We start from the raw sequence: 3,070 nt of genomic DNA on the forward strand, positions 1-3,070 counted from the left end.
ATTTAGACCCACTCACCTTACTGCATATGCTTCATCAGTTGCCGAGCTTTCCGCAGCACAGCTAAAAGGGATGCTCGATATACACCCACGCTGGGTCAATACCAACTCAGGGCCTCAAGACGATGATATAAGGGCCCGCGCACTTAAAGCATGGGGCACAAAAGCATCTAGCTGCTGGGGTTGCTGTGAAATAGGGATTATGGCAGTAGAAACATGGAATAGCCCATATATGGTCACATGCGATGACGGAGCAATATTTGAGGTGGTCGACAAAAACAACAAGCCCGTATCCAATGTAGAGGACGCAGCGAAGGTGCTTGCGACAAATTTGACCAATTTTGCAATGCCTATGATCCGCTATGAAGTGGATGATATTATAGAAATAGGGCCGCCATTGCCAGAGTTCCCGGGATTTAGAACCGTAACCAGAATATTGGGCAAAGCCACGTTTTGGTTTGAATACGGCGATAAAAAAGTCCATCCAACAGCATTTAGCGATATTTTAGAGCTTGAGAAAGAGGTCGAAGAGTTTCAGATCGTGCAAACAGGGAAGGGGGCTGATATTAAGCTCGTTTGCGGAGGTGAGCCTGAGCTCGATGAGATAAAGGACGTAATCCTAGAAAACCTTCACAAATATGGCCTAAAAGATGTGGAAATATCATTTGAAATAGTGGATTCCCTACCTCATCACCCAGAAACTGGCAAAATCAAGCGTTTTATACCACTTTAGTATTTACCTTAAGTGTTAAATGTAACCATCTGAGATAGCTGTATATTACATGGCTTCTTTGCTTGTATGCTTTACGCCATGCCATCTTTTAAGAGCGATTAGAGACCATATGGCCTCAATTACACCAAAAGGCCAGGCGCCTTGTAAAAATCCGTACGCTGAGCCCAGCATACAGGCAAAAGCAAAGCCTAAAATATACCAGTGGCTCCTTTTCTCAAGGGCATAGAACACAAGCATAGCGCTCACGGCAAATAAGCCAAAAAGTGATAGTGCGTCCATTTAAAACCCTTCCAGTACATTTTTTCCAATAGCGCGGCCGCTTTCCTGAAGCTCATGGGCCTTTTTGAGGTTCTCAGCGCTCATTTTGCCCAAATTATTGGTTACTGTTGAGACAATTTCACCACTATCAATCATCTCAGATACCCGGTTAAGTAATTCGTGCTGAACTTCTATATCCTCTGTGTGGAACATAGAGCGTGCAAACATAAACTCCCAGCTAAAGCTAAGAGCCTTGAATTTGATGCTGTTCATATCAAGAGAGTCTGGATCATCAATAATAGCAATGTGTCCGCGGGGTTTTATAAGCTCTACGATTGCCGGGAAATGTCCTTTTGTTCCTGATAGTGAGATGACATATCGGGGCTCAAGCCCAAGAGACTTAACTTGCTCAACAAGTGATTCTCTGTGGTTAATTACATGATCAGCGCCCATTTTCTCCACCCACTCTATTGTTTCAGGCCTTGATGCGGTGGCTATTACCGTAAGCCCTGTAAGTTTTTTGGCGAGTTGAATAAGAATTGATCCAACCCCTCCGGCGGCGCCTATTACTAATAGGCTCTCTCCTGTGCCTTCGCCATGATTTATTCGAAGCGAATCAAAAAGAAGCTCCCAAGCTGTTATTGATGTTAGAGGAAAACCTGCTGCTTCAGCAAATCCAAGAGATGTGGGCTTTTTTCCTACAATTCGCTCATCAACTGCGTGGAGCTCAGAGTTTGTTCCAGGGCGAGTAAGGTCGCCTGCGTAGAAGACCTCATCTCCTACCTTAAAATGGCTAACTTCGCTGCCAACCTCGACAACCACGCCTGCTGCATCGTAGCCAATTATCTTAGTGCCGCTCTCAGGTCCAAACATTGCCCGAACCTTTACGTCCACAGGGTTTACAGATATTCCCTTTACCTCAACCAAAAGGTCTTTGGGCCCTATTTCAGGCCTAGCCGCCTCAAATTCTATAAGTGAATCAGGGGCAGTGATCGGGCCTGCCTCGTTGTAGCCTATAGCTTTCATATTTGACTCTCCTTTTTGACTTTATTCGTAGTCAGTCTAAATAAAAATGCTGGTAATATCCAGCATCCTAAGCTACACTTTGTTTATATCCAAAAGCGGAGGCGTTAATTATGAGATTAGTTCTTACATTAGCACTAGCATTAGGACTAGCATTTGGTAGTATGGCAATCACTTCATCAGACGTGTTTGCTTGCGGCGGAAAAGATAAAGGCGCTACAACTGAAGACACAACACGTGATTCAGAAGGCACCCAGTCATAGCAGACAGTGTCTGCCAACGTTAAAGTTCTACGTAGCTGATTATTTATTACTACAACTGTAGTATTGATATATAAAAAGTTGCTAAGAACTTTGCTCCGGCATATGTTCTCTGCTCAACAGGGCGTAGCCCGAGAGAAGCAATATAGGCCCTGACGTGATTTAATGATTGCGCCGGGGTTTTTTTTATTCTTACCTATCCAAATAGGCATTTTCCAGTGCTGCAGTATCTTCGAACATCTTATATGATATGATTTGTCCATCTTTAACTTTGCAAACCAGTACCCATTCACACTCAAAAAGCCGCCCGGTTTTCTTTACTCGGTGTTTCATAAGCCCAATGGCAAATACATAATCGTCTTTTTCTATGAATTCATATACCTCAAATGCCTCTGTATCAAAGAGCTCGCCTAGGATGGCAATAAATTCTCTTGCTCCCTTCTTGCCATGAAAAGTTCTGTAGTTAGGGACGGTGTCGGGCCCAGGGGCTGAGAACACGGCGTCTTCATGTACAGCTTCAATCGCCTGATCTAGATCCTGATTGAAAAGGGCTGATAAAAATTTTTGAACTGCATTTTCGCTCATCACTGTTCTCCGTTAAATTCTACATATCTATTTTATAAACACTGTCGGGCTTAATTTTAAAAATCACCCTTACATCGCCCTCTTGATGATATGGATATTTATCCTGCCCAATGTACTTCTTCGCCAAAACATCTGTATGCTCAAACGCACCATCATGGGTTTCTTCAACCACTTTTCCCCTTATCATTGCCTGACGGTAGGGGTTCTCAGAATC

6 protein-coding genes are annotated in these 3,070 nt (G+C 43.7%); 2 read left to right on the forward strand and 4 right to left on the reverse strand.

The genetic code is table 11. The annotated features are described in order from the left end of the window. A partial coding sequence (locus AAF462_11265) for a hypothetical protein (protein MEM7009701.1) occupies positions 1 to 730 on the forward strand: 730 nt, incomplete at its 5' end. Between the two features lie 45 nt (positions 731 to 775). On the opposite strand, the gene AAF462_11270 is transcribed toward AAF462_11265, so the two are convergent. Continuing rightward, complete coding sequence (locus AAF462_11270; GenBank protein MEM7009702.1) at positions 776 to 1,009, reverse strand: hypothetical protein; 234 nt, start codon at positions 1,007 to 1,009, stop codon at positions 776 to 778. Further along, positions 1,010 to 2,014 carry a zinc-binding alcohol dehydrogenase family protein gene (locus AAF462_11275; GenBank protein MEM7009703.1) on the reverse strand — a complete coding sequence of 335 codons (1,005 nt, stop codon included), beginning with the start codon at positions 2,012 to 2,014 and terminating at the stop codon, positions 1,010 to 1,012. Positions 2,015 to 2,124: 110 nt separating this feature from the next. On the opposite strand from AAF462_11275, the gene AAF462_11280 reads away from it, so the two are divergent. Next, the gene (locus AAF462_11280) at positions 2,125 to 2,274 is read left to right on the forward strand and encodes a hypothetical protein (GenBank protein ID MEM7009704.1); all 150 of its coding nucleotides are present in this window, start codon (positions 2,125 to 2,127) and stop codon (positions 2,272 to 2,274) included. A 189-nt stretch (positions 2,275 to 2,463) separates the two neighbouring features. Here AAF462_11280 and AAF462_11285 read toward each other — a convergent pair whose 3' ends face one another. Both AAF462_11285 and AAF462_11290 read right to left on the reverse strand, forming a co-directional pair. Then, positions 2,464 to 2,856 (reverse strand): nuclear transport factor 2 family protein, encoded by a 393-nt coding sequence (locus AAF462_11285; protein MEM7009705.1) that lies wholly within the window; start codon positions 2,854 to 2,856, stop codon positions 2,464 to 2,466. A 19-nt stretch (positions 2,857 to 2,875) separates the two neighbouring features. After that, positions 2,876 to 3,070 (reverse strand): PPOX class F420-dependent oxidoreductase (locus tag AAF462_11290; protein ID MEM7009706.1); only part of this gene is annotated, 195 nt, incomplete at its 5' end.

The organism is Thermodesulfobacteriota bacterium (assembly GCA_039028315.1).
In the GTDB taxonomy this organism is placed as follows: domain Bacteria; phylum Desulfobacterota_D; class UBA1144; order Nemesobacterales; family UBA2774; genus CR02bin9.